We start from the raw sequence: 23,177 nt of genomic DNA, 5'->3' as shown, positions 1-23,177 counted from the left end.
TCATCGAACCGTCAGCAGTCGCAGGTGAGGGTCAGCGACGTTGACGCTTCCACCGGCGCGTCAGTCCGGCCCACTCCGCTTGGGCGTCTCTGAGTCTCTGACCTGGCACCGGAATGCCGCTTCGTTCGATCACCCTCAGGCCATGGACAGAAATACTGGCTGGCGGCCACTGCAGCGGACGGGAATCCCTGGTCACCGCCGCCGGGACTGTGGCAACTCCCGTCGCCATGGTTAGTGCGTTCATGATCGACGCCAAGTTGGACCAGTAGCTAGCGGCTACCTCGGTCCAGCCCCAGATGTCGCGCGGGGTGACAGAACCGTCGTTCTCGCGGTAGAAGTGCAGTTGCCCGCCTCCATCACTCGGAGTGCGGTGGGCAACCTGATTCCGGAAAACGCGTAGGGCTTTCGTCGTGAGGAACATCCGATCCAGCGCGGCCGAGTTCTCGGCGAAATCGGGTTCTGTGCGGACGCCAGTTTGCGAGAGGGTGTGGATAATTTTCTGGGAGAGACCATCGACACGGTCCCACGCGACGTACTTCTCCTTGATGCCCTCGGCTCTGCGTTGGTCTCTATTGTGCTCGCTGGTGAAAGCCTCCAGAGATTTGAGGTCTGAGCCGGCGAGAACTCGCGTGCCCGCGTCGTACAGCATCTCCAGGTACCGACGCGACTCATCTTCTGCGCTTGATGCCTCGTACACGAAGTCCCCAAGCAGGGCGGCCAAGCGCCTGTTATTGAGTCCCATAGGACGGCTTCGTCTGGATCGGGCGTACTGAGCATATGCGTCCATAGATGCCAGCATCCCAGCTCACCACCGAGCCGCTCGATCAGCGCGCCGATCGTTCCCGCGCGCGCCGGGGCCCTCGGTGCCGACCATCGATTCATGCCATCGCCCACACGAATCGGAGAACGGTAGCCGCTACCGTGTGCGCTATCGCAAGGCGTATCGCTCCGAGCCTCCGAAGCGCGGCTTCACGACGATGCGGGAGGCGCAGCTTTATCAAAATAGCCAAGATCGCGGCTTGTGCGGTCTCACTGGAAACGCATGTCTTGGTCATAGGGAAAAAGACTGCATCCCCGGAGGGCGAACCCCCCGCATCTTCGCATGGAGCGAAGCAATGCTTGCAGCGCTAGTCTGGTAAGTAGACGCACCGTTGCGAAACCCAAGCCTCAAGGAGCTCGACCATGGCCCTCACAGCACACTCCACCATCGGCGACTGGATGAACGACCCGACCGGCGGGCCACTCATCCGCGCACTCTTCGAGCAGACGGGCGCCGACCCCGAGCTCCTCACCCCCGTGCTCGGACTCCCGCTGCAGCAGCTCGTCGCGATGAGCCAGGGTGCGCTCCCGCAGTCGGTCGTCGATGACCTAGTGCGCGCAGCCAACGGCGGCGAGATCCCCGAGGCCGACGAGTCCGAGGGCTGGACGGAGAAGCCCACCACCGGACGTTTCGCGGGCAAGACCGTGATCGTCACGGGCGCAGCATCCGGAATCGGTAAGGCCACGGCATCCCGCATCGCCCGTGAAGGAGGACGCGTCATCGCCTCCGACATCGCCGCCGACAAGCTCGACGCTCTGAAGGCCGAGCTGCCGGATGCCGACATCACCACCGTCGCCGGAGACCTCACCAAGCAGGACGCGATCGACGCCGTCATCGCCGCCGCGGGCGACCGCATCGACGCCCTCGCGAACGTCGCCGGCATCAACGACGACTTCTCCCCCGCTGGCGAGACCTCGGATGCCGTCTGGGACCGCGTCATCGCCATCAACCTCACCGCCCCGTTCAAGCTCATGCGCGCGGTGCTGCCGATCATGGAGAAGGCCGGCCGCGGCTCGATCCTCAACGTCTCCAGCGAAGCGGGCCTGCGTGGCAACTCGTCGGGCAACGCCTACACGGCCAGCAAGCACGGCATCATCGGCGTCACGAAGTCCGCGGCGTTCATGTACGGGCCGAAGGGCATCCGAGTGAACTCGGTCGCTCCCGGCGGCGTCGCCACCGGCATTCCGATGCCCCCGAACATGTCGGAGTACGGCTCCGGTCGCCTGGCCCCGTTCCAGCAGGCGATCCCGACGGTCGCGACCGCCGAGCACCTCGCCGCGTCGATCACGTTCCTGCTGTCGGACGACGCCGTGAACATCAACGGTGCCGTGCTGGCGTCCGACGGTGGATGGTCGGTGCAGTAAGCGGTGGAGGTTGACCTCGAGCCGGTAGGCGCGAACCGACGTGCGACTGTCTCAGCCTCGCTCGCTGCGCACAGGCCGCACAGGCTCGTGCATGCTGACGGCTGACGTAGCGAGCGAGTCTGCAGTCGAGGTGGTGGCAGACCTAGGCGAACGACGAATCCCCCGCCATGATGACATCGTGAGCAAACCCGCTGAGCCAAGCCGACTGTTCAAAGGAATCGGCATCCTGATGCAGGAGTCGTTTGACTACCTTCACGAGGCTGCCGATTACCACCGCAAGCGAATTCGGGTGCTCGCGGTGCCGCGCTTCGACCCCGATCGAACGCGAGCAATATACGTAGTTCGCGTCCGCGGCGAACTCGTGCCCGTCGAGCTCGAGTACAAGCTGAGCAACATCCTTTTCCAGGCGCGAGCAACGCTGGATCGAGCGATGTTCCTCGCCTCACACGCGGATCCTGCGTTGACCTGGACGAAGGGTGAGGATGTTCAGACTTCCTTCCCCATCGCATCGACGGAGGAGGCCTGGGACGCACTCGTGGGGCGCAAGCACGTTGTTGCGCTCGGGGCCAAGCGGATCGCGAAACTGCGCGCGATACAACCGTTCGTCACTGGCGCTCGGCTACCGGTGCTGCTGAACGACCTTCATCGGTTCGACAAGCACCGCGACCCCTTGTCGCTGTTCCTTATCGCAGACCCCCAGTTTCCGATGGTCTTCGATCACGTTCAGGATCACCCCGCTGGCCCCGACGAATCGTGGATCGATTTCGCGAAGCCGAATCCGCCCCTCGCGGCAGGGGTCGAGCTCGTCGTGCGGCGCACCAAACGCCCGATGATGAGCATCGGACCGGAGGATATTCCGGCGACACTCGCAGCGAGAATCGACGGCGCCTTCGTCGATGTTCAGGATCTACTCTGGGACACGATCGAATACGTCAGCAGAGCCGCTGATGTTCTTGAGGGTAAGAGGCCGGCCGTCGCGGACGCCTTCGCCAATTACTTCGCGGCGGAGCGTCAGCAGCTTGCCGCATTCCAGCGAGGAATGCTCAACGAAGACTGGGGCGAATGGTTGAAGCTGTCGGGTCCGGTAGTTGATCGAGGGGCGAGCTTCCGACGCCCACGTTCGGCGACGGGACCCGCCTGCCTGCAACACTCGAAGCACCCCCGGGGGTTGTATTAAGTGCACGTCGCGAGACAAGCAATTGACAAAGTAGCCTGGCGGCGCTCCCCGTTCATCGCCCCGTTGCACACCGGGTGAGAGGCTGAGCGCGTGCCCGAGCGTCCCGAGATTGTCTGCATCTGCGGCTCCATGCGGTTCGCCGAAGATATGAGAGCCCTGAGCCAGTCCTTGACGCTCGCCGGCGTCATCGTCCTCATGCCTGCCGAGATCGACACCCCGATCACCGCAGAGCAGAAGGCCGCGCTCGACGAGCTGCACCTGCGCAGGATCGACCTCGCCGATCGAGTGGTCGTCCTGAACCAGGGCGGGCGCTTCGGCGAACCGACGTTCCGCGAGATCGTCTACGCAGAAGCCGCGGGCAAGCCGGTGACCTTCGCCGGCCCCGCCTGGGGCTCGGCGTGAACCTCACATCTCCCCCGCCTACAGTGACTCGCATGAAGAAGCTCCCCGCGCTCGCGACGCTGGCCGTCGGCATCCTGCTGCTGTCCGGATGCTCTCAGGCGTCGACCCTCGCGGCCTGCGGTCAGGTCGCTGCTCAGGCCGTGCAGGTGACGGGTGTGATCGAGAGCGTCAGCTCACCAACCCCCGAGGCCGCGCAGGCGGCGCTCGATGAGGTCAAGGTCGTCGCCGAGAACATCCGCGGTGTCGACGGACCCGACGAGTTCGTCACGCTCCGCGACTCGTGGACGACGAGCATCGACGCGTTCGTCGCCGAGGGCGAGAAGGCCATCACCGGAGACGTCACAGGGCTGGATGCAGCGTCGACCCAGATGCGCGCAGCGACCGACGCGATGCTCGCCTACTGCACCAAGCAACCGGCGCCGGTTACTCGTCGGGCTGAACGCTCATCGCGATCTCGAAGCTGTCACCGATCACGCGACCTCCGTCGAACACGGGATCTTCGTCGAGCGTCTCGAGGACACGAGCGTCCTGCGTGGCGGCAGCCGTCCCACGGTCGCGAGCCTCGCGCGACGGCCACGTGATCACCGAGACCACGACGGACTCTCCGGCGATCGCTCCCGCAAGCTCGGCGATGCTCTTGAGCTCGCTTGCTTCATACGACGCCCCGTCGGCGTGAAAGTCGGCCTGATCCGCTGAATCACTCGACTGCCAGTAGTCGACGACGCTGATCGCACCGTGGTGGCGGTACACGTCTGCCATCCGCTTCGAGAACTCCAGATAGGCGGCTTTGTGTTCGGTCGGCACCGGAACGACGGTGATGTCAGCGATGACCATGCTCGGCTCCAGTCCTCGGCTTCACCTGTTGATCGCGCGGATATCCGCCGCCGTTCCCCTCCACCCTGGCTGGACGATTCCTACCGCGCAATGCCTCGCAGCAGCCGCGTCACCGTCTCCTCGACGCGCTCTACGCTCAACGGCTGACCGATGAGCGCAGCATATGACGCCATGGCGATGAGCTGGTCGGCGATGGCGGCAGCATCCACGTCCGCGCGGATCTCGCCCGCCGACTGTCCGCGCGCGATCCACTCGGCAACCCACGAGCGGATCGGCGCCGCGAGCCGCTCGTTGAGCGCGAGTCCGAGTTCGTGATCGGTGGCCGTCACCGCGATGAGCGCTCTGGCGAGTGCGACGCCTTCGGGCCTCTCCATGCCGGCGGACATCGCGGAGAACCAGGCGTGCAGGTCGGCCCCGATATCGTCGCTCATCGCGACGGTCGCATCCGCGAGTGGCACCTCTCCCTCGAGCAGCGCCTCGCCGAGGATCGCCGCCTTCGACGGCCACCAGCGGTAGATCGTCTGTTTGGAGACTGCCGCAGACTCCGCGAGTCCCTCGATTGTCACTGCCTCGTACTCACCGGCCACGACGGCAGTGCGCATTGCCTCGAGCACGGACTGGCGCGCGGCTTCACTTCGGGGACGGGGCACTAGAACAGGCTACTCAGGGATCGACGCGACTTGCCTTGCACCACGACTACGTTCGAAACCGACGTGCGAGGAGCGACCCAACCATCGCGAGCTCCCAGTTGGTCGGAGCGAAGGGAGTTGGTCTCCCGCTCCAATCCTGGTCGGTGTAAGACCATCAAGAGGGGCGTCGAGCCGCTCGTCACGCCACCGCAGTATTGTGAACCATGACGCCTGTGCCGATATATTGACCGAATGGCACGCACATACGGATTCAGGGTCTTCATCGTCGAGGCGTACCCAAATCGCAAGTCGGGCAACGAGCCCTTGAACGCAGCACACGATTCGCCCCTGCGGCATGAGATCGCACTCCTGCTTGGGCGCCTGCAACGTAATGGAACCGTTCGGTTCCTGCCATCCACTCGGCCGGATGGGAGCGAGACGGGAAAGCCGGTGCGAACAGCGACGGTTAACACCGTGGAGGACGTCAACGCACACTTGCTGCACGTTGGTATCTCGATTGGTGAGACGGGAAGTCACTCGAAAGCTACGAAGCTCAACAAGAAGGCAAAGAACCTTGAGAATTGGTCACCCGAAGCTGAACATGCCGTGACCTTCCTTTTTCCGTCTGAGCGCGACTCCCATTTTTTTGTGGTTACGCAGACCATCCACCGACGCGACCCTCTGCTTCGGCTCCTGAAGATTCTCCGGGAAGAGAGCACGAAACACCGTAGCGAGCTTCAGGCACGCGACAAACAAGCTCGGGACGCATCGAAAGCTAAAGGGAACCGACCAGCTGCTGCGCCGAAGAGGACCCGCCTGATGTTTGACCATAAACAGGCGTCCGACGATACGTATCTGGACGAGATCCTCGCCGGCGCTGATTCCGCATCTGTGGTGTTCAAGAGCAAGCGCATGGATGCTCGCGGCGGCAAGGCGTACGTCGATCGGGTTCTGCAGATCAAGTTGCGAGATCAAAACATCATCGATGTCGGCCGTACTCTCGGTAGGCGATGGACTCAGCGTTGGCGCGCCGGAGAAACGACGACTGCTCATCAGGCAGTGTCCGAGGTCTCTGATCTACTTCAGGATCAGGATCTCATCGACGATGGCGAGCAAGCTCGCTATGAGACAGCAGCGATCAGCGTCCGGAGTACGTCTGAGGCAACCACGACCATCACAGCGGACACTCTGAAGGACGCCTTCACGTACCCCGTCTCTGACATCAAGCCGGATCCGTATACCCACTACTCAGAAGTGTCCTCGCGTCTTGCGAAAATCGCAGATCAAGAGGGCGTCGAGATCCAGGAGATCGATCCGCATGAGGTGGCACGATGCTTGACAGGTTCAACCCCCGCCCACTCTTAGGAGGCGTGCTCTCAGGACTTCGGCGGCGATCGACCAACGGTGCCGAGAAGCCCGATTGGGGTGCGCGCGTCGCGTTGTTTGGCATCCCGGCCGTTGTGGCCACTGCACTGATAGCCACTCAGACGATCGCCAACGAGGCTGAGATGATGCTCGCGGCAGCAGCGCTGCTAGTTGGTGCGTTGCTGGCTGGGTTTGCCCAGGTGGCGGCATGGCGAGAACGGATCCTCACGCGCGGCCGAAAGGTCGACGCGGTTCGCATTCGCGCTCTCAACGAAGCCGGCGCACTTATCCTCATGAGCATCCACGTCTCTGTGGGAGCTGCCGTCGCGGTGTTCATCCTTGCATTGATGGATACAGAGGATGTGGAGCCACTTACGCACTGGATCGCCGTCACACTTGGAGCGGCGGGGCCAGCCGCGCTCGCTTACGTTGCTCTGTCTCTGATATTTGTGGCAAATCTCCTATGGGATGGTTTCGTCAATGAAGAGGCGGATAACACAAGAGAGAATCTGTCGGACTTCGAGTGATCGGCCATCGGGGTGCGCCCGCGACAACAGGCCAAGGTTCGCGCGGGCCCCTTTCGAACCAAGCTTTTGATGGCCTAATCGTGGAACAGTCGGGTGATGGTTAGGTAACTCAGGACAAGTGAGTTCAATGACACAGTCGCGCTTCGGCATCCGCGTCGCAGTATTCCCTGCCCCGGAGAATAAGGAAGGCGCGCTGGTCGGCACCGCTGCTCCACCACTCCTGACCCGAACTCGTGCCGATCCACGAGCTCAAACGCGAGGCGCTTGCTCAGGCCGTCAAGCAGCCTCTTCTGCTCTACCCGAGCTCGTTGTACCCGCACGCACCCGGGTCGTGGATCCTCGTGCTCGGTTACATCGTGACGTTCAGCGCCTACGCAGGGTTCGTTGCGCTGTGGAGCCGTCGCCAGGCACGCAGCATCCGGATGCCGGCTGAGCCACCACGTTCGGACTCGCTTCGCTCGCTCACCGATCGAGGGGCACCGGGCGATAGCGGTTCGCGACCGCCCCTGACCCGAACTCCCGTCGGTCCACGAGCTCGAGACTCAAGCGCTCGCTCAATCCCTCGAGCAGCCTCGGTCCGTGCCCGGCGATGATCGGATGCACGACGAAGATGTACTCGTCGATCAACCCCAGCTCCGCGAGCGCCAGCGAAAGGGTCACCCCACCGACGGACAGCCTCTCGCCCGGCTGCTGCTTGAGCTGCTTAACGGCCACACCCAGGTCACCCTGCAGGATCTCGGCGTTCCAGTCGACGGACTCCAGCGTGCTCGAGACGACGTGCTTCGGCATACGGTCGAGCGCCTCGGCGAACGGGATCTCCCACTCGTTCATCCAGTCCGGCCACACCCCCGACTCCGGACGCCGCCAGGCGGACTCCATCATTTCGTACGTCTTTCTGCCGTAGATCACGGCATCCGCTCGCTGCATCTCAGCCGTCCAGAAGCCCATCAGCTCCTCGTCGGGAGCGACGCCCGCCTCATGGTGGGCGCAGCCGTCGAGCGTGACGTTGATCGCGTAGCGCAGTGGTCTCATCTCGCCGATCTCCTTCGATGCGACTGTGGGCGGTTCCGGACGTGAGAGTGGAACTCTGGGTACTGACACACTGTGAGGGCGCTGAGGGCGCCCCCTAATATCCGCTATCTGTGGGTTCTCTCCGGCCTAGCGTCACCAGCGATCCGCGCGCTGAACTACAGGCATGATCGCTTCGATTCCAGCGCGCGCCTGCTGAGATGTCACGATAGCCACGCGGTGGACAGCCTCGTTGCGTTTGGTGATTGCCTGTTCAATGCGGTGCAGCTCCTCGTCGGACTCAATCAGACCAGCCCTGCGCGCATGCTTGACCAAATTTCGCAAGTTCGGGCGGGCGGGATCCTCCCCCTTGCCGACGAACGCGCGGCCGAGAGCAACCTCAAGCAAGGAAACCGCAGAAATGAGCGCGGGACCGAAGTGGCGAGAAGCCAGAAGACGCGCCGGTTCGTCGCGGTGGCTCTCAGCGGCAGGCACGACATCAGTAAGCCATCGTCTAATCTCATCTACAAACCCCGCCGGATCACCGTCAAGAGAAGGCCGATAGAGGAGCGTCGCCTCACTCAAGGATGGGCGAACCGACAGCGACCGAGCGCGCTCCATCCTCCCTTTTAGTTCACGATCATCGCGAACCAGAAGAACGTTCCGGGCGCCTTTGGTAGCGAGAGCAAAGGACGCTTCATACGATTCATAATCGGCGTCGAGTTCAGCGATGACTATCAGGGATCGCTCCACAAGCGCGTCGACCTTGGTAGGCGCAGTACCGGGGGCGCTAAAAACCTCCCGTTGCACAACTGGCACCAGACCAAAAGCCTCAGCCTCGGGAAACACGTTGTCGCGGTACCACCCCACTAGTCGCGGCGGGATCGCAAAGTAGCAGAGCCGACGAGCATCGTCGCCCGGCAGACGCAGGTCGGCAGCAACTCGATCGTCCGAGCTGACACTGATCTCAAAGAGCTTTGACTTCCAATACTCCGCAAGTTCGTCGAAGAGTAGGGCGAACGCCTCGGAACGAGTGTGCCCTGGTGCCAGTTTCAGATTGACGACTTTCACCCCTCTGCGTTCAAACCTCGCCACTGTGTGCGGCTGCGCGTCAAACTGGATCGTCCACAACGGCCGCTTCATGCTTCCGAGACGAAGTTTCAGCAGTGTGAGCAACTGCCGGGTGTCGGGGTCGTCGAGGCTGTACCCGATCAACACTCCCGTATGATCCACCATCATCGCCGAAATACTCGTGGCGAGAAGCGGATGCTCTGAGAGGAACCGATCATAGTCATCTTCGGTTAAAACCATCCTCGACGGGTGGTGCAGATCCCCGTGGAACTTGATCACGCGCGGACCAGAAGTGCGGTTAGGAGCGGATAGCTGTGTCTCGTCGATGATCGGCAAGCAACTCTTCAAGATTTGGTCGTACGCCTTTTCGAGCAGGAAATCGAAATTGGTCGTAAGCACGTTCGTGAAGCCAACTCGAGCAAATGCAAGGTGCGCCTCACCTGGGTGCGCGTGATGTGCGCGGATCAGAGTCCCGACGGCATCGATGAGCGCCACACGGCCAAACGCTTGCTCATACGCAGATATCGACTCGATCGGAGGAGCGTCCGCTGGAGCCCCATCTACCTTCTGCCCGAGTTTTTTCCCGAGTTCCGACCAGTCTGCCGGAACCTCGCCATTTTGATACTCTGCGTTCCGCGAGAATCCCGCACCAATGATCGGCAGCCAGTCGCCCTCGACGAGGTCATCGAGAAGCGGACCTGGGAGAGAATTAAGGTAGCGAGGCACGTGGTCAAACTAGTGCTGATGCGCCTGACAGGGAAGTACCCCAGACGATTGACCACTTGCATCCTGACTGCAACATGTTCATGACTGAAGCACTTGACCGACGGTGAACCGCTGTGCTCCGCGCCACAGCCGACGTGATCCTCACCAACCTGCGCTCGTTGAGGCCCATCCGCCGCGTCGCCCAGTAGACATCGTCATCACGGTAGCGGTCATGGACTCGGGCTGGCACCAAGATCGACCGCACCTGCTTACGCCTGCTGGGCAGCGGAAGATGAACCAGAGCCTCGCTCGATGCGCACTCACCCCTGAGTTCACGTTCGCATCGATCGACGCGTCGTTTGCCAGCGACTTCGGCAGTTTCCAGAAACCGGCATGAGCAGATCCTTCCGCTCCTAACCCTCAGCACTCCACGACATTCACCGCCAACCCACCCCGACTGGTCTCCTTGTACTTGTCGCTCATGTCGGCGCCGGTCTGACGCATCGTCTCGATCACGACATCCAGCGACACCACATGACTGCCGTCGCCGTGCAGGGCGAGGCGGGCAGCCGTGACGGCGGTCGACGCGGCGACCGCGTTGCGCTCGATGCAGGGGATCTGCACGAGCCCGGCGATCGGGTCGCAGGTGAGCCCGAGGTGATGCTCCATCGCGATCTCGGCCGCGTTCTCGACCTGCTGCGGCGTGCCGCCGAGAACGGCGCAGAGTCCGGCGGCCGCCATCGCGCACGCGGAACCGACCTCGGCCTGGCATCCGCCCTCCGCGCCCGAGATCGACGCGTTCGCCTTGATCAGCGATCCGATCGCGGCTGCGGTGAGCAAGAAGGTCCGCACAGCCGCAGCATCCGCGCCGGGCACGAACCGCGAGTAGTACATGAGCACGGCGGGCAGAATGCCGGCGGCACCGTTCGTGGGCGCTGTGACGACCCGCCCACCCCCGGCGTTCTCCTCATTGACGGCGAGCGCGAACGCCTGCAGCCAGTCGGACGTGACCGGCTGCCCCGCAGCCTCTGCCCGGAGGATGCTGTCGCGCATCGACCGCGCCCGCCGCGGCACACCGAGACCACCCGGCAGTACGCCGGAAGCACCCAGCCCCGCCTCGACGCAGTCGCGCATGGCGGTCCAGATCGCGTCGAGACCCGCGTCGACGGCATCCGCCCCGCGGACCGCGACCTCGCCGACCCGCGCGACGTCGGCGATCGACAGGCCATCGACGCACAGTGCGAGCAACTCCGCCGCAGTCCGGAACGACGGCATCCCGTCAGCCACGACCGGGCTCTCGACAACGTCACCGACGCGCTGGATGAATCCGCCGCCCACCGAGAGGTACGTCTCCGCCGCCATCGACGCCCCGCCAGGACCGAACGCTCGGATCACCAGTGTGTTCGGGTGCCCGGGCTGCCGGGTGAACGGATCGAGCACGACATCGGAGCTGTCGAACGCCACAGGCACGACGCCACCGAACAGCAGTGGCGACCCCGCCGGATGCCCCGACCACGCACCACGGACGGATCCCGGATCACACGTCTCAGGATCCAGACCCGCGAGACCGGCAACGACAGCATCCGGCGTGCCGTGCCCGAGTCCGGTCGCCGCGAGTGACCCGTACAGCACCACCTCCACACGACTCGGACCCTCCGGATGCTGCGCCAGCACGCGCCGCGCGAAGTCGCGCCCGGCACGCATCGGCCCCACCGTGTGCGACGAGGAGGGGCCGATGCCGATCGAGAACAGGTCGAACGCCGAGACATAGACGCTGCTGCGGGCGCCGGTCTCAGAGGTGAGCGTCGTCACTCCTCGCCCTGCGGGTGAGTGGTCGCACCGACCGGCCGCGCGGCCTGTCGACCGAGCAGATCGGAGCGGGACTCCAGCGTGAGCGCTGCCGTGGCCGCGGCCCACGCGAGGCCGATGGCCGCGTCGACGACCGCGCGGTCGGCGGCGGGCGTCGCCGCATCCGCCGCGAATCCCTCGGTGTGCGGAGCCGACGTCGATCCGATGATCGCGATGCCGGGGTGGATCGACGGCACGACCTGCGAGACGTTGCCCATGTCGGTCGATCCGCCGGCCATTCCAGAGAAGGCGATGGGCTCGCGGCCGAGCTCGGTCAACGCGTCGTTCCACGCGTCGGCGAGCAGCGGCTCCTGCACCAGCGGGTCGTAGCGCGGCTCGGTGCGCACCTGCTCCCACGAGCAACCCGCGGCGAGCGCTCCCGCTTCGAAACAGGCCATCACTCGCCGTTTGGCGTCACGCAGCTCGTCGAGATCGAACGAGCGCACCTCGGCCTGCAGCACGGTGCGCGCGGGGATGATGTTCGTCACCTCGCCGCCCTGCGTGATCACGGCGGCCGTGCGGACGGTGCCCGGCAGCTGTTGACGGAGGAGTCCGATCGCCGTGAGCGCCACGGTCGCGGCATCCAGCGCGTTCACTCCCTTGTCGGGAGCGGCCGCGGCGTGCGCTGGCCGCCCCGTATACGTGATCTGGAATCGGTCGACGGCCTGGGTCGCGAAGCTCTCGCAGCGCACATCGATGCCGGGGGCGCCGTGCACCATGAGCGACACCGTGGCGTCTTCCCATGCCCCGCCCTCGAGCATGAGCACCTTGCCGCCGCCGTGCTCCTCGGCAGGCGTGCCGAGGAGCTTGACAGTGAGTCCGGCGTCGTCGGCGATGGCCGCGAGCGCGATCGCCGCACCGAGACCGGCGGCCGCGATGACGTTGTGCCCGCAGGCGTGGCCGATGCCGGGAAGAGCGTCGTACTCGGCGCAGATCGCGACCACGAACTCCCCGTCACCAAAACTGGCGTCGATGGCCGTGTCGACACCGAACGCGCCGACCGTGGCGGTGAAGCCGGCATCGCGCAGAGCCGCCGCGACCAGGTTCGCCGCGCGCACCTCCTCGAACGCGATCTCGGGATCGGCGTGGATCTCGTGGCTGATCTCGATGAGACGCTGCTCCCAGTCGCGCACGGCATCCGCGCTGCGCTGCTTCGCGTCGGCGAGGTCGAGCAGGGTGCGGAGGGTCGGGTCTGCGAGGGTCATGCGGTTTCTCCTTCGAGAACGGGGTCGGCCGTGGTGACGGCGGGGACAGGGGTGGGGGCCTCGGCGACCGGGCGGGGCACCCGGAGGAACAGGGCGAGAACGGCGATCGCGACCCCGATGCCCGCGCAGATGCTCCACACCGCGACATATCCGTCGAACGAGGTGGTGGTCACGGCGGCGTCACCCGTGCCGACAGTCATGAGGAAGCTGCCCATCACCAGAGCGAACACGGCACCCGCCACGGCTCCGGCCGCGGTGCGAGAGGTGTTGTAGAGGGCGGAGGCGATGCCGACCGAGTCGGCGGGGGCGCGGCGCACGACGATGGTCGGCAGCACCGAGATGAGCAAGCCGTTGCCGAGGCCGCCCATCACCATCGACCCGACGAACACCGCGACGACGGTCGGTGCGGTGATGAAGGCGAGGTAGCTCGCTGCGACCAGGGCACCGCCGAGGACGATCGCGCCCTTCGCGCCGATGCGGCCGGCGACGCGGTCTCCGACGATCGACGCGAGGAAGGCCGAGAGCGCTGCGGCCAGCGAGATGACTCCGACCATGGCGGCGCTGAACCCGAGGCCGAAGCCGACGGCATCCGGATCGCTGAGCACGTAGACGCTCGACGCGGTCTGTCCTCCGAAGAGCTGGGCGCCGAAGAGGAACGCGATGATGATCGGCAGTCCGATGCCGCCCTTCGTGAGCAGCGCGATGTCGACGAGCGGATGCGCGACGCGCTTCTCGACCATCACCCAGACGACGAGCAGAGCGACACCGCCGAGGATCGCGACCCAGGTGATCGGGTTCGTCCAGCCCCACGCGGATGCGTTCGAGATGCCGCCCAGCGCGGCGAGGAGTCCGATGCCGAGCAGCGCGGCGCCGAGCCAGTCGGTCTTTCCAGCGGCGCGGACCGTGGTCTCGGGCACGAGGAACGCCACGACCGGCACGCAGATGAGAAGGAAGATGGCGGGCATCCACAGAACCGCCCGGAGATCGCCGAGCGCTCCGAAGAGGAGGCCGGAGCCGAGGGCACCGAGGGCCGCTCCGAACGTCAGCGCACCGACGAGCTTGCCGATCGACCGGCCGGCCGACTTCTCGTCACGGTCGCGCACGATCGCGAACTCGAGCGGCAGGAAGGCGGCGAGCGGCGCCTGCAGGGCCCGACCGACGAGGAAGAGCTCGTAGCTCGGAGCGATCGCGACGACGATCGAACCGAGCGCCACGAGCGCGGTCGAGATCAGCAGCAGCTTCTTATGCCCGAACCGGTCGCCGAGTTTGGCGAGGATCGGCACGCAGACGACGGTCGCGAGCATGTAGGCGGCGCTGACCCAGTTGAGCTGGGCGGCACCCACGCCGAACTCCTCGCCGATCGCGGCGAGGAGAACCGGGTACCAGCCCTGGAGCATGCCGGAGCCGAGCTCCATGATGACGAGGAAGCCGACGGCGCCGCGCACAGCGGAGCGGCCGGAGATGGTCTTGCCAGGCGGTGCGGGGACGGCCATGAGGACTCCTTGAGAGGGATCGGGTGGAGCAAGAGCGGATCGGGTTGCAGCGACTCTAGGAACGGGGCTGTACGATCGCGGTCAGGTGCCTGAAATCGGATGCAGAGGTGTAGCGAATGCAGGAAATCGGACTGGACGACCTCGATCAGCGACTGATCCACGCCGTGCAGGTCAGCCCACGCGCGAGCTGGAGCGCCCTCGCCCCGATCGTCGGCGCCGACCCGGTCACCCTCTCGCGCCGGTGGACACGGCTCGTCGACCAGGGGATCGTCTACGTCACGGCATACGGCTCAGCGGCGCCGTCGACGCTCGTGCTGATCGAGATCGAGTGCAGTCCAGGCGAGACGCTCGCCGTCGCCGAGACCCTCGGACAGGACCCCGAGGCGTTCACGATCGACCTCACCGCGGGAGGGCGCGACATCTTCGTCACGCTCGCGGTGCCGGATGCCGAGGCGCTCGCCGTGTGGACGCTGGAACGCATCCGCGGGGTCTCCGGCGTCCGCTCCATGCGCACCCACCTCGTGTCGGAGACGGTCCGCGACGCGCGGGGTTGGCGTCTCCGCGCGCTCACGACACAGGAGGTGACGCAGATCGAAGGCCTGGAACGACGCGCGCCCGCGGCATCCGTGCGCATGTCGGTCGACCAGCGGAACGCCATCGCCGCCGAGCTCGCCTACGACGGCCGCGTCGGGATCACCGAGCTCGCCTCGCGACTGGGGATGGCTCCGCGGCGCGTGCGCGACGCTATCGCCGAGATGCGCGAATCCGGTCGGCTGGCGATCCGCGTCGACGTCGCCCGCCGCTACACGCCCTGGCCGATCTACGCGTGGTACTTCCTGCGGGTGCCGGCGGCGATGGCGTCGCGCATCGGCGCACAGCTCGGGCGGATCGAAGAAGTGCGCCTCGTCGCGAACACGGTCGGCGAGTACAACGTGATCATGGCCGTCTGGCTGCGCACCTTGCAGGACGTCGGACGCATGGAGGCGATCATCGAGGAGCGCCTGCCCGGCGTCAGCATCGCCGACCGGTCTGTCGTGCTGCGGACGACGAAGCACCTCGGGCACCTGCTGCATGCCGACGGGAGGGCGTCGGGCGAGGTCGTGCCGCTGACCATCTGAGCGCACCTGGCCTGGTCTGCAGAGGCTCGCGAGCCAGGTCGGCACCACGGGCACCAGGCCCTGGTCAATCCCCTCCGCGGGCGCCGCCGCGGGCCTTAACCTGACCCGCATGTTGAAGATCGTGTCGATCGTGATCCGCGTGAACGACCTCCCGGCGCAGTCCCGCTTCTGGCAGGCGGCCCTCGACTATGTCGAGCGAGACCCGGCAGCCGATGACTGGGTCGTGCTCAAGCCGCGCGATGCCGACGCTCCCTGCATCGCCCTCGACGCTCACCACTCCGAGCGGGTGCTGCCTCCGCGCATCCACCTCGACATCTATGCCGAGGATCAGGATGCCGAGGTGCACCGCCTCACCGAGCTCGGCGCTCGGGAGGTGCACTGGGACAACCTGCCGGACGATGCCGACTACGTGATCATGGAGGACCCCGAGGGGAACCGGTTCTGCGTCGTGGACCGGCCGGACTGGGTGGGCTGGGAGCGCCCGACGGCGTGACACGGCTTCTCGAGCTGTGATGCGACCAACCCCTGTGTGCCGTTGCTGCTCGGCGCCCTACCCGGACAGGCCATTGTCACGTTTCAGATTCGGCTGTTGCCGCCCGGCGATCTGAACCGATATACAGGTCGAGGCGCTCTGGGGGCGCCGGCGATTCGTCGCCTCATCGTCGGGGGGAACTCTCATGTCACAGCCGCCTGCCGCCTGGCATCCCGATCCGGAGAATCCGCATCAGCTGCGCTGGTGGGACGGCCATCGATGGACCGCCTCGACCGCTCCGTCCCCGGCGGCTGTCGCGACGACGCAGATCGCGTCCGCCACCGCGCCGGCATCCGCACCCGCACCCGCACCCGCGAAGCGCAAGACCGGTTGGCGCACTGCCGGGATCATCGTCGCCGCACTCGTCGTCGGCGGCGTGCTCGCCCGCCTGTCGCCGATCGCGATCCTGCTCGTCGCCACCGCCGTCGTCGGCATCGCTCTCTATGTCATGATCGCGCGCCCCCTCCCGGCTCTGGGACTCCGATCGCGGATGTCGGGCGTGATCGCCCTCGGCCTGGCCGCTCTGCTCGTCACCGGCGGCGGAATCGCGAGTGCCAGCAGCGGCACCGCCCCGACGGCATCCGAACCTCAGACCTTCGCCGCGGTGACGACGTCGGCGCCGACGCCGACGCCCACTCCCACGCCGACGACGTTCGAGACCGCGACCGAAGAGGTGCCCGTGCCGTTCACGGCGACCACGGTCGACGACCCGCAGCTCGACCAGGGCGCCACGGCGCTCGTCGCCGCGGGCGTGAACGGCGTGAAGGTGATCACCTATCGCCTGACTCTGATCGACGGCGTCGAGGTGTCGCGCGAGGTTGTCAGCGAGGCGATCTCCGTGCAGCCGGTGAACGAGGTCACGGCGATCGGAAGCAAAGCGCCGGCACCGGTCGCGGCTCCGGCACCCGCTCCCGCCCCCGTGCCGCTCGTGCAGCAGGGTGGCGGAGGGTGCGACTCGAACTACACGGGAGCGTGTGTCCCGATCTCTAGCGACGTCGATTGCGCCGGCGGCAGCGGAGACGGACCCGGATATGTGCAGGGCCCCGTGCAGGTCGTCGGCTCGGACATCTACGACCTCGACCGCGACGGAGACGGCATCGCCTGCGACTGAGCGCTAGTCCACCGGGCCGAAGGCCTCAGCCCAGGCCTCGAGGATCTCGCGGTCGAGCCCTGCCGCGTCCGACCCCGAGAGGGTCATGACAGAGACCATTCCTCAGCGCCCGGAGTAGCGCTGCGCCGGTCGTCCCTCTTCCGCCAGCGCCTGACGATGAGACGTCAAGGCCGACCGCACGGCCGTGTAGATCACGAGCCACAGGATCAGGATGCCGATCAGGAACCCGGCGACGTAGAAGAGGACGATGGTGAGGAAAGGATCCATGGCGTCAGGATAGTCACCGGGGTGCGCGGCGCCTCTAGTCCCGGCAGCTAGTCCCCGACTTCCAGCGACCGATAGAAGTAGAGCGCCCGCTCGCCGGAATCGGGGTCGACGCCATTGAATCCGTGCCGTTCGTAGAAGCGCATCGCCGCGGCATCCGATTCATCGACGTTGATCTCGATCGCCGCGACGCCGAGTTCCCGGCAGATCTCGACCATGTGCCGGAGGACCGCGCCGCCGACACCACCACCGCGGCGCGCGGGCTCGACGTACATCTCATCGAGCAGCGCGACCGGCCCCTCCGACCACACATTCGGACGCAGGGTCACGAGCGCGAGACCGACCGCAGGATCACCGCCGAGCACTGCGAAAGTGGAGGTTCCGCCCAGCAGCGTGCGCAACCGCTCGGCGAGCACCTCGACCCCCGGAGTCTCGGTGTCGAACTCCGTGTTGAAGGCGTGCAGGAGTTCGGCGAGACGGGCGGCGTCGTGCGGGGTGGCTCGACGTGTGGCGGCGGTCATCGGATGCCTTTCTGGGGTCGAGGGCTTCGTCTCTGGCGGATGCGGCGGTTCCGCCGGTTCACAACTCCGGAGGAGCGAGCGGGCCGACGCATCGGTTCCCCGGGATTCCGGGGCCGAGTCGGCGGACGCACCCGCTTCTTCCGGAGTTGTGAACGTGAACCTGCGTCGGCCCCGCTCGATGATCCGCGAGAACGCGATCAGGCACTGTCGGAATCCGCCTTGCGCGATCCAGCCTCGAGCACGTCTCCGGCCGGCAGTTCCTGGTGCCCGCCGAACTGCAGACGCATCGCCGACAGCACCTGGTTGGCGAACTTGTCTTCATCGCGTGAGGCGAAGCGCTCGAACAGCGACGCCGCGAGCACCGGCACGGGCACGCCGACATCGACGGCGGCCTTGACCGTCCAGCGGCCCTCGCCCGAATCGGAGACCCGGCCGGCCAGACCGTCGAGGTGCGGATTCTCGGCGAGCGCGGCAGCGGTCAGATCGAGCAGCCACGACGAGATCACCGACCCCCGGCGCCACAGCTCGGCGACCTTCGACGTGTCGATCGGGAACTGGTAGAACTCCGGCTCTTCCAGCGGAGCGATCTCCGCCGAGTGCTCGGCCTCGCGCACCCCGGCATCCGCGTTGTGCAGCAGGTTCAGCCCCTCGGCGATCGACGCCATGATGCCGTATTCGATGCCGTTGTGCACCATCTTCACGAAGTGCCCCGCACCCGACGGTCCGCAGTGCAGGTAGCCCTGCTCCTCGGGGGTGAGGTCTCCGGTGCGGCCCGGCGTGCGCTCGATCTCGCCGACACCCGGAGCGATCGTGCGCAGCACCGGCTCGATGCGCTGCACGGCCTCATCGGGTCCGCCGACCATCAGGCAGTATCCGCGGTCGAGTCCGAACACCCCACCGCTCGTGCCGACATCGACATAGTGGATGCCGCGCTCGCGGAAAGCCTTCGCCCGGCGGACGTCGTCGCGGTAGTTCGAGTTGCCGCCGTCGATCAGGATGTCGCCCTCATCGAGCACCTCCGCCGCCTGATCGGCCACCATGCCCGTGAGCGATGCGGGCACCATCATCCACACGGCCCGCGGCGCCTCGAGCTTCGACACCAGGTCGGCCATGCTGTCGGCGCCGGTGGCTCCCTCGGCGACCAGCGCCTGCACGGCATCCGTGTTGACGTCATAGACCACGCATTCGTGCCCCGCCCGCATGAGGCGGCGCACGATGTTGGCGCCCATCCGGCCGAGTCCGATCATCGCCAGCTGCATGAGAATCCCTTCGTCTCAGCCCCGGTGGGCCGAGTCGGGGCAATCCTGGCACGGGTACTGATGACGCTCAATGGTGTTGCGGGGTGGCGTGGGGTCGTGCGGGGGGTGCGCGGGGTCGTGCGGGGCCAGTTGCGCACCCGAAACAGCGATTTCGGATGCCGAAGTGACCCCGCACGCGGCACGACTCCATGCGGGGCCAGTTGCGCACCCGAAACGGCGATTTCGGATGCCGAAGTGACCCCGCACGCGGCACGACTCCATGCGGGGCCAGTTGCGCACCCGAAACGGCGATTTCGGATGCCGAAGTGACCCCGCACGTGGCTCGACTCCGTGCGGGGTCAGTTGCGCACCCGAAACGGCGATTTCGGATGCCGAAGTGACCCCGCACGCGGCTCGACTCCGTGCGGGGTCAGTTGCGCACACGGGACGGTGCCCGCTCCCAGCATCCGGAGCCGCGCGCGAGCCCGGTGTCGCCGACGGGTGGAAGGATTGAGACATGACTTCCCCCGCGTTCGACCAGATCACGCAAGACGACCTGCGCGCTGCGGGCAGCGTCAAATGGACGGCCTTCCCCGACACGATCGGCGCGTTCGTCGCCGAGATGGACTTCGGCCTCGCCCCCGCTATCACCAGCGCGGTGAAGGATGCCCTCGACCTCGGCGTGACCGGGTACCTGCCCGAGAAGCTCGCGAAGGACCTCTCGGCGGCCACGGCGCGCTGGTACTCCGACTCGTACGGGTGGGAGATCCCCGCCGAGCGCGTGCACCACGTGCCCGATGTGATCGCCGCGTTCGAGCTGGCGATCGAGCACTTCACCAGTCCGGGTTCGGCCGTGATCGTGCCGACTCCTGCATACATGCCGTTCCTGCTGGTGCCGCCGATGCGCGACCGTCGGGTCATCGAGGTACCGAGCATCGAGGTCGACGGACGCTGGGTCATGGACCTGGATGCCGTCGCCCAGGCCTTCCGCGACGGCGGCGAGATGCTGGTGCTCTGCAACCCGCACAATCCGCTCGGCACAGTCGCGACCCGCGACGAGCTGCTCGCCATCGCGTCGGTCGTGACGGATGCCGGCGGACGCGTGTTCGCCGATGAGATCCACGCGCCCGTCGTCTACTCTCCGGCCCGTCACATCCCCTACGCCTCGGTGTCGGATGCCGCCGCAGCCCACACCCTCACCGCGACCTCCGCCTCGAAGGCGTGGAACCTCGCGGGCCTCAAGTGCGCGCAGATCATCCTCTCGAACGACGCCGACGCCGAGCTCTGGGAGAGCCTGGGATTCTGGGCCGGACACGGCACATCGACGCTCGGCGTCATCGCGAACATCGCCGCCTACACCGGCGGGCGCGAATGGCTCGACGACGTGGTCGACTACCTCGACGGCAACCGGCGGACGCTGGCGCAGCTCGTCGACGAGAAGCTCCCCGGCGTGCGGATGGTCGTGCCGGAGGGCAGCTACATCGCCCTGCTCGACTTCCGCGAGACCGGGCTGACGGGCGATCTCGGCGAGTGGTTCCGCGAGCACGCCGGAGTCGCGATGACGGATGGCGCCGCATGCGGTGTGGCCGCGATCGGGTACACGCGCTTCGTCTTCGCGATGCCCCGTCCGGTGCTGGTCGAAGCGGTCGAACGGATCGCTTCGGCGCTGCGCGACCGAGGTTGAGCCGCCTTCGGCCCGCCGGCCCCCGGCGCGTGCGGGGTCAATAACGCATCGGAACTCAGCGTTTCCGGTGCGTTTTTGACCACGCACCCGCCAGGAGATGCGGAACTGACCCCGCACCTGCCCTCACGGTGCGACGAACGACGCATCACCGAGCGCGAACGGCATCCCCCATCGCCGCGAAGGCCTCTCGCAGGACCGGGCGAGGCGTCGCGAACACGATCCGCACGAAGTTCTCGTATCCCCGTCCGAGCAGCGCGCCCTCGGTCAGCACGACGCCGGCCTCCTCGCGGAAGTACGCGGCCGGCGGGCCGGGGATCTCGAGCGCCGTCGTGTCGATCCATCCGATGTAGGTCGCCTCAGGCTCGCGATACACCGCGCCGGGCAGGTGCTCCGTGATGAGGTCGCCGACAAGGCGGCGCGACTCCGAGAGATACCCGAGCACGCCGTCGAGCCACGGCTTGCCCTCCCAATATGCCGCCGTCGACGCCACGACACCGAGCGTCGCTGCACCGTGCTGCACCGAGAACCCGAAGCGGCGGTACAGCTCCTGGTCGGCGTCGTTCGAGGTGATCAGTTGCGCGGTCTTGAGGCCGGGGATGTTCCACGCCTTCGACGCGCTGGTGCCGGTGACCGTGTGGGCGGCGGTCGCCTCGGACACCGACGCATAGGGGATGAACGGTCTCCCGTCGAAGCGCAGCGGCGCATGGATCTCGTCCGCGAACACCCGTCCGCCGTGGCGTTCGACGATCTCCGCGAGCGCCTCGAGCTCGGAGCGGTCCACGACCGTGCCGGTGGGGTTGTGCGGGTTGCAGAGCACGAGCGTACGGGCACCGGCGGCGAACGCCTCGTCGATGCGCTGCAGGTCGTGGTGCCAGCGTCCGTCGATGTCGACGCCGGGGATCTCGATCACCGGATGCCCGACGGTCGGCAGGTATGTCAGGAACGGCATATATGCGGGAGTCGGCACGATCACGGGCGATCCGGCGGGGGCATACTCCTCGACCGCAACTCTCAGGGCCGCCATCACGTCGGAGACCGGATGCACGCGTTCCGGATCGACGGCCCAGCCGTATTCGCTGCGCATCCACTCGGACGTCGCGTCGCCGAGTCGGGCGGCGAGCGGCGGCGACAGGTATCCGAGGTTCTCCTCGTCGATCGCCCGGTGCATGGCGTCGGCGATCACCGGCGCGACGCCGAAGTCCATCTCCGCCACCCACGCGCCGATGTGGCCGGGGTGCAGGCTCCACTTGCGGCTTTCGGGCCGGTCGAGGTCGAGCCTCGTGCGGGAGTCGAACGGGTGCGGGTCAGCGGGCGCGCGGTGGTCGGTCATGGCAGACGTCCCTCAGCCCACGAGCCGACATCGAACGGCACCGGCGCGGCGGGTCTGGATCTCGGACACGCGTACTCCTTCTCAGCGGGAGCTTCCACCCTAAGGAAGCGGCGGATCGGTCGCGAGTCGCATGACGGCGGGTGACGATGAGGCTGCAGGGCGAGCCGACCCCGGACCCCGACTCAGGCGTTGATGAAAGCCACAGCCGCTCGCACCAGGGCCGCGTTGTCGGGTGCCGTCCGTCCATCGGGCAGCTGCAGGGTGTCTTCGAGGCCGATGCGCGAATCGAGGCCCAGCTCGACCGCCAGGGTGAACGCCGGCCAGGCGGACCGCTGCTCGCCGTGCAGCAGGATCGGAATCTCCGGGTCGTCGAGGCGCACGTGCGCGATCAGCCCCTCGGCGTGCCGCCGCACGACATCCGCCGCCTCGTCAGGCAGCTCGACCAGCACCCGCAGCGTGTCGTCGTGAACGGGCGAGCGCTGCCAGGCGTCGAGTCCGGTGGCATCCCAGATGCCCGCCTCCACGCGGATACCGCGGCTCACGAGCAGCGCCGCGACCTCGTCAGCACCGGCTTCGTGCCAGTTCACCGAAGCGAAGTCGGGCACGACGCTCCATTCGCGGATCGCCGCGAGGCGCTCCCCGACATCGGGCTCGATCCATGCACCGGTCGTCACCCCGACCTGCACGCCAGGGCACGCCGAGCGCAGTGCTCTCACCCACCGGTCGACATCGGCGGCACGCAGACTGTCGTCGCCCGCGGCATCCTTCGGGTGCACGTGGATCTCGCGGGCACCCGCCGCGACGGCACGCGCGGCGTCGGCGCCGGCGAGGGTCGTGTCGGCGGTGAGGGCAGGATGCTGCGCTGCGGGTCGCGCACCGTTGAGGCACGCCTGCAACAGCATCCGCCCGTGTCTGTCGTTGCCGGTCACCG

The 23,177-nt window shown here is 66.5% G+C and carries 23 protein-coding genes; 9 read left to right on the top strand and 14 right to left on the bottom strand.

Translation table 11 applies throughout. The features are described from left to right. Positions 1–31: 31 nt before the first annotated feature. Complete coding sequence (locus BMW26_RS01010; protein WP_198032361.1) at positions 32–697, bottom strand: hypothetical protein; 666 nt, start codon at positions 695–697, stop codon at positions 32–34. Positions 698–1,182: 485 nt separating this feature from the next. Between BMW26_RS01010 and BMW26_RS01005 the strand changes: the two genes are divergently transcribed. The 3 genes from BMW26_RS01005 (at position 1,183) to BMW26_RS00995 (ending at position 3,763) form a co-directional block, all read left to right on the top strand. Then, positions 1,183–2,184, top strand: coding sequence for an SDR family NAD(P)-dependent oxidoreductase (locus tag BMW26_RS01005; protein ID WP_072590503.1), 1,002 nt, complete (start codon positions 1,183–1,185; stop codon positions 2,182–2,184). Between the two features lie 178 nt (positions 2,185–2,362). After that, complete coding sequence (locus BMW26_RS01000) at positions 2,363–3,361, top strand: hypothetical protein (protein ID WP_157557377.1); 999 nt, start codon at positions 2,363–2,365, stop codon at positions 3,359–3,361. A gap of 90 nt (positions 3,362–3,451) precedes the next feature. After that, positions 3,452–3,763 (top strand): hypothetical protein, encoded by a 312-nt coding sequence (locus BMW26_RS00995; protein WP_072590501.1) that lies wholly within the window; start codon positions 3,452–3,454, stop codon positions 3,761–3,763. Between the two features lie 133 nt (positions 3,764–3,896). On the opposite strand, the gene BMW26_RS00990 is transcribed toward BMW26_RS00995, so the two are convergent. The 3 genes from BMW26_RS00990 to BMW26_RS00980 all read right to left on the bottom strand — a co-directional run bounded on the left by BMW26_RS00990 (position 3,897) and on the right by BMW26_RS00980 (position 5,247). Next, on the bottom strand, positions 3,897–4,091 hold the full coding sequence (locus tag BMW26_RS00990) for a hypothetical protein (RefSeq protein ID WP_072590500.1): 195 nt from the start codon (positions 4,089–4,091) through the stop codon (positions 3,897–3,899). Between the two features lie 95 nt (positions 4,092–4,186). After that, positions 4,187–4,597 carry a DUF1428 domain-containing protein gene (locus BMW26_RS00985; RefSeq protein WP_072590499.1) on the bottom strand — a complete coding sequence of 137 codons (411 nt, stop codon included), beginning with the start codon at positions 4,595–4,597 and terminating at the stop codon, positions 4,187–4,189. Positions 4,598–4,677: 80 nt separating this feature from the next. Continuing rightward, on the bottom strand, positions 4,678–5,247 hold the full coding sequence (locus BMW26_RS00980) for a TetR/AcrR family transcriptional regulator (RefSeq protein WP_232224517.1): 570 nt from the start codon (positions 5,245–5,247) through the stop codon (positions 4,678–4,680). A gap of 231 nt (positions 5,248–5,478) precedes the next feature. On the opposite strand from BMW26_RS00980, the gene BMW26_RS17525 reads away from it, so the two are divergent. Together BMW26_RS17525 and BMW26_RS00970 are read left to right on the top strand one after the other, a co-directional pair. Further along, entirely contained in the window at positions 5,479–6,591 is a 1,113-nt protein-coding gene (locus BMW26_RS17525) for a hypothetical protein (RefSeq protein WP_157557376.1), read from the top strand. A 5-nt stretch (positions 6,592–6,596) separates the two neighbouring features. Further along, entirely contained in the window at positions 6,597–7,118 is a 522-nt protein-coding gene (locus tag BMW26_RS00970) for a hypothetical protein (protein WP_072590496.1), read from the top strand. A 462-nt stretch (positions 7,119–7,580) separates the two neighbouring features. On the opposite strand, the gene BMW26_RS00965 is transcribed toward BMW26_RS00970, so the two are convergent. From BMW26_RS00965 to BMW26_RS00945, 5 genes are all read right to left on the bottom strand, one after another. Further along, entirely contained in the window at positions 7,581–8,150 is a 570-nt protein-coding gene (locus tag BMW26_RS00965) for a dihydrofolate reductase family protein (RefSeq protein WP_072590495.1), read from the bottom strand. A gap of 132 nt (positions 8,151–8,282) precedes the next feature. Then, positions 8,283–9,923 (bottom strand): SIR2 family NAD-dependent protein deacylase, encoded by a 1,641-nt coding sequence (locus BMW26_RS00960; RefSeq protein ID WP_083569247.1) that lies wholly within the window; start codon positions 9,921–9,923, stop codon positions 8,283–8,285. A 399-nt stretch (positions 9,924–10,322) separates the two neighbouring features. Then, positions 10,323–11,714: an L-serine ammonia-lyase gene (locus BMW26_RS00955; RefSeq protein ID WP_072590493.1), complete on the bottom strand. Its 1,392-nt coding sequence runs from the start codon at positions 11,712–11,714 to the stop codon at positions 10,323–10,325. After that, complete coding sequence (locus tag BMW26_RS00950) at positions 11,711–12,955, bottom strand: M20 family metallopeptidase (protein ID WP_072590492.1); 1,245 nt, start codon at positions 12,953–12,955, stop codon at positions 11,711–11,713. The genes BMW26_RS00955 and BMW26_RS00950 overlap by 4 nt, the downstream gene beginning before the upstream one ends. Next, a complete protein-coding gene (locus BMW26_RS00945) occupies positions 12,952–14,448 on the bottom strand; it encodes an MFS transporter (RefSeq protein ID WP_072590491.1) in 1,497 nt (498 codons plus the stop codon). Before BMW26_RS00945 ends, BMW26_RS00950 begins: the two co-directional genes overlap by 4 nt. Before the next feature lie 116 nt (positions 14,449–14,564). Here BMW26_RS00945 and BMW26_RS00940 point away from each other — a divergent pair, with 116 nt between their 5' ends. From BMW26_RS00940 to BMW26_RS00925, 3 genes are all read left to right on the top strand, one after another. Next, positions 14,565–15,566 carry an Lrp/AsnC family transcriptional regulator gene (locus BMW26_RS00940; protein ID WP_072590490.1) on the top strand — a complete coding sequence of 334 codons (1,002 nt, stop codon included), beginning with the start codon at positions 14,565–14,567 and terminating at the stop codon, positions 15,564–15,566. A 109-nt stretch (positions 15,567–15,675) separates the two neighbouring features. Beyond that, positions 15,676–16,059, top strand: a complete 384-nt coding sequence (locus BMW26_RS00935; RefSeq protein ID WP_072590489.1) for a VOC family protein — start codon at positions 15,676–15,678, stop codon at positions 16,057–16,059. Between the two features lie 184 nt (positions 16,060–16,243). After that, positions 16,244–17,209, top strand: coding sequence for a G5 domain-containing protein (locus BMW26_RS00925; protein ID WP_082297942.1), 966 nt, complete (start codon positions 16,244–16,246; stop codon positions 17,207–17,209). Between the two features lie 102 nt (positions 17,210–17,311). On the opposite strand, the gene BMW26_RS17520 is transcribed toward BMW26_RS00925, so the two are convergent. The 3 genes from BMW26_RS17520 to gnd form a co-directional block, all read right to left on the bottom strand. Continuing rightward, on the bottom strand, positions 17,312–17,476 hold the full coding sequence (locus BMW26_RS17520; RefSeq protein WP_157534255.1) for a hypothetical protein: 165 nt from the start codon (positions 17,474–17,476) through the stop codon (positions 17,312–17,314). A gap of 47 nt (positions 17,477–17,523) precedes the next feature. Continuing rightward, positions 17,524–17,994 (bottom strand): GNAT family N-acetyltransferase, encoded by a 471-nt coding sequence (locus tag BMW26_RS00920; protein WP_072590488.1) that lies wholly within the window; start codon positions 17,992–17,994, stop codon positions 17,524–17,526. 197 nt (positions 17,995–18,191) lie between these two features. Next, positions 18,192–19,253, bottom strand: a complete 1,062-nt coding sequence (gene gnd, locus BMW26_RS00915) for a phosphogluconate dehydrogenase (NAD(+)-dependent, decarboxylating) (protein WP_072590487.1) — start codon at positions 19,251–19,253, stop codon at positions 18,192–18,194. 496 nt (positions 19,254–19,749) lie between these two features. Between gnd and BMW26_RS00910 the strand changes: the two genes are divergently transcribed. Continuing rightward, positions 19,750–20,916, top strand: a complete 1,167-nt coding sequence (locus tag BMW26_RS00910; protein ID WP_072590486.1) for a MalY/PatB family protein — start codon at positions 19,750–19,752, stop codon at positions 20,914–20,916. Between the two features lie 145 nt (positions 20,917–21,061). Here BMW26_RS00910 and BMW26_RS00905 read toward each other — a convergent pair whose 3' ends face one another. Continuing rightward, positions 21,062–22,246, bottom strand: a complete 1,185-nt coding sequence (locus tag BMW26_RS00905; protein WP_072590485.1) for a MalY/PatB family protein — start codon at positions 22,244–22,246, stop codon at positions 21,062–21,064. A gap of 182 nt (positions 22,247–22,428) precedes the next feature. Further along, the gene (locus BMW26_RS00900) at positions 22,429–23,175 is read right to left on the bottom strand and encodes a 3-keto-5-aminohexanoate cleavage protein (protein ID WP_232224516.1); all 747 of its coding nucleotides are present in this window, start codon (positions 23,173–23,175) and stop codon (positions 22,429–22,431) included. Positions 23,176–23,177 lie beyond the last annotated feature (2 nt).

This window comes from Microbacterium sp. 1.5R, from assembly GCF_001889265.1.
Lineage (GTDB): Bacteria > Actinomycetota > Actinomycetes > Actinomycetales > Microbacteriaceae > Microbacterium.
The sequence above is the reverse complement of the archived record's forward strand: the minus strand, read 5'-3'. Positions and strand labels throughout refer to the sequence as shown.